This window comes from Leifsonia sp. HAY1-4F, from assembly GCF_056755275.1.
In genome coordinates, this window is sequence record NZ_JBNDHX010000177.1 from 1 (window position 1) to 3,263 (window position 3,263).

A 3,263-nucleotide genomic window follows, 5' to 3' on the forward strand; every position below is an offset into this window, starting at 1 on the left:
GATGTAGGAGAGGAACCGCAACGGCTGACGCGCACGGAGCCCGTACTGAGCGTGCAGCCACAGGGTGAAGATCCACAGGTCGTGCTGGTCGGATGCGGCCGACAGCCGCGAGGCCGCCTGCTGATAGCGGGCCATGTCCAACCGGTCGATCGCGCTGATCCCTGCAGCGATATCGGCACCGGCGCTGGCCAACCGATCGTTCCAGCCCGGAGTGGCTGCGACCCGGTCGTGCCGGCGGAGCCACGCCGCTGCCGCAGGTCCGTCTCCCTGAAGGGCGTGGATCATCGCGAGGCTCGCGGCGGCATCGACCGAGACGTAGGTCCGGTGACCTCCCGGCTCATGCGTCCATGCCTCTTCGTAGTGGTGGACGGCGCCGGAATAGTCGCCGGCGACGGTCGCTGTGACCGCGTGCTGAAGATTGAACCAGGCGAAGAGGCCTGATGGCACAACGGGAACACGTCTGAGGAGTAGCTGCACGCGCTCGGAGAGCTCTGCGGCGTAGGCGGTTGCGCGCTCGATGCTTCCGTGGCGGCGGAGGCCGATGATCCTCCCGGCGCCGACGGAGAGCAGGTCGGGAAGCGGCAGGTCCGAGCCCCTTGTCAGGATGCGCTCGGCGGCTGCGGCCATCGCCCGGAACGTGGTGTCGCGCCCGATCGGATCGGTGTCCTCCGCCGTGGCCCGGGTCGCCGCCAAGGCGACCTGCATGCCCGGGAACCGGTGAAGCACTGCGGGAGGAAGCGCCTCTAAACTGCGCCGGTACAGTTCCGGATGCGCCATGGTCATCCGCGGGCTGTTCTCGGCCCAGATGTCGTGGGCGAACTCGTAGTCCTCCGCAGCGACGGCGTGCCAGAACGAGCAGGCGGCATCGGCGCTGTCGGCACGGGATGCGTACCATTCCGCGAGACGACGATGGAAGGACCGCGCCTTTTCGCGATCTCTGCCCATGCGCGCTCTCAGGTGTCTCAGGATCACCGGCGGGAACTCGTACACCGTTCGGCCGGAGCGCTGCCGTCGCTCAAGGAGCCCCGGTCGCTCGATGAGGTCGACCGCGAAACGGCTGATCGTCGGATCGGCGGCCGCCAGGTCGTCCACCAGCTCCTGGTCCAGCCGCTCCGCGAGGCTCAAGAGCAGCAGCGACTCCACCGTGTGCGCGGTCCGCGACGACGCGATGACGAAATGATCCAGCCAGTTCTCGACGACTCCCTCCGTCGGCTGTCCGGCTCCTGCGGCTCCGATCAGCAGACAGAGCGGGGCTGCCCACCCGCCGACGTCGTGATGGAATCGCCTCACGGTCGACGCATCGACCGGAGTTCGCGAAGCGGCAGCGAGCTCCTCCGATTCCGACAGCGTGAACTGCAGATCCTGCGTCTGGATCACCCTCGCGTCTGGGACGAGCGACTCGAGGACGTGGGGGCCCTGGGAGCACGCGACCAGTCGGATGTCGGCGTAGCGGCGGGGCAACGAGGCCAGCTCCTGAAGGAGATCCGGGTCGACGAGGGGGTCGATATTGTCCAGGACGATGACGATGCATGAATCGTGTGACCGTTCGGGAAGCAGCGACCCGAGTTCGATCATGAGGGGAACGTCCGTGGGGCGCGGGCCGTTGAGTATTCCCGCGGTCGTGAGCAGATTCTCGAGCACGAAAACGAAGGTGCGAGGATCGGAGAGGTCCGTGGAGAGCTGAAGCCACAAGGGTGTGACGCTGTGTCGTGTCGTCCGAAGCCAATCGGAGACGAGAGTGGTCTTCCCCGTCCCCTGCAGCGACCTGATGATCGTGACCGGGGCGAGTTCATCCAGAACGGCGGTCAGCCGGCTCCGGTGCACGAGCCCCTCGGGTGGCAACGGTATCCCCGGAACAGAAGCCGCACGTCGATCGCCGCTCATCCGCCGCAACCGTATGTCAGAGTTGGGGGTACACGTAACCTGGTCACATTCTCAGCCCCTATTTCGAGGTGACGTCGTCTTGAGTTTATAGTCGGCGGCTAGTAATTGCGCGCGCACATCCGGAACTGATGCGAACTCTTGCGGAAGGAGAGCCTGTTGGACCTGGAACGCTCTGGACCCGAGACCTCCGCAGAGCTCCGCCGCGTGACCGGCGAGAGGGTGTTGCGCGTGCTCCGCGGCGGGAACGTCATGTCCACGACGCAGATCATGACCGGGACGGGCCTCAGCCGCAGCGCCGTCCACATCGTGTGCGGAGAGTTGACCCGCAGAGGATGGGTTCGCGAGGTCGAGCGCTCCAGCGCGCCGGACGCATCCGCGAAGAAGTCACGCGGGCGTCCCTCTCGCTACTTCGAGTTCGCTGCCGATGCCGGGGCGATCGTGAGCGTCGACCTCGGCGTGAACACGATCCGGGCGCGTGTGACGGACCTTCGCGGAAGACCGGCGGCGAGCGTTGCGCGTCACCTCGAGGATCCCGCCGAAGTCGATCGGATCCGGGTTCTCGACGAGGCCGTGGACGAAGCACTTGCTGCCGCCGGGGTCGACTCCGGGAACGTCCTCGTCGCTTCGGTCGGGGTTCCCGCATCGCTGTCGTCCAATGTGGAAGTCTTCTATCCCGCCTACCAGCGCGTGGCGGACACGGCCCAACGGTGGGCCGCCTCTCGCAGCTGGCCGCTGCTGATCGAGAACGATGCCAACCTCGCCGCGCTGGGTGAGCACCGCTCGGGTGCAGCGCAGCACGTGAGGAACGTCGTCGTCCTCCTGGCCGGCGAGCGACTGGGAGCCGGCATCATCCTGGACGGGCACCTTCTGCGCGGAGAGCACGCGAGCGCCGGAGAGCTCCGGCTTCTCTCCGCACTATCGGACACCATCCCGGAATCGACAGGAGGAGCCTGGCACGCACGGTTCCTGGCTGAGCAGGCCATGTCGGAAGGGTGGGCGACTACCGGGCTGAGAGCAGCTTTCGATCCCGCTTCCGGAGAGGTGTCCGCCCCGGAGATCTTCCGCGCAGCGGAAGCCGAGGACCCGAGCGCGCTCGAAGTGGTGCGAGCCGTCTGCGAGCGACTCGCCCGCATCATCAGCCTGCTCGCAACCCTGCTCGATCCCGCGATCGTCGTCATCTCCGGCGGTATCGCCGACGCTGGCGAGATGCTCTCCCGGATGACGCAGGAGCTGCTTCCCACTGCGCTGGTCGACAACCCTCCACCGATCGTCGTCTCACCACTCGCCGGCGACGCCGTCGTCGTCGGCGGCATCGACCTCGCACTGGACTACCTCAATGCGCACCTCCTGGAGAGCACGCGCACGGCGCAGTCCTGATC

The 3,263-nt window shown here is 66.9% G+C and carries 2 protein-coding genes; one reads left to right on the forward strand and one right to left on the reverse strand.

Features of this window, described 5'->3' with window-relative positions:
* A partial coding sequence (locus ACPYOG_RS18915) for a hypothetical protein (protein ID WP_481295684.1) occupies nt 1-1,692 on the reverse strand: 1,692 nt, incomplete at its 3' end.
* Nucleotides 1,693-2,040: 348 nt separating this feature from the next.
* Here ACPYOG_RS18915 and ACPYOG_RS18920 point away from each other — a divergent pair.
* Nucleotides 2,041-3,261, forward strand: a complete 1,221-nt coding sequence (locus ACPYOG_RS18920) for an ROK family transcriptional regulator (RefSeq protein WP_481295685.1) — start codon at nt 2,041-2,043, stop codon at nt 3,259-3,261.
* The last annotated feature ends 2 nt before the right edge of the window (nt 3,262-3,263 follow it).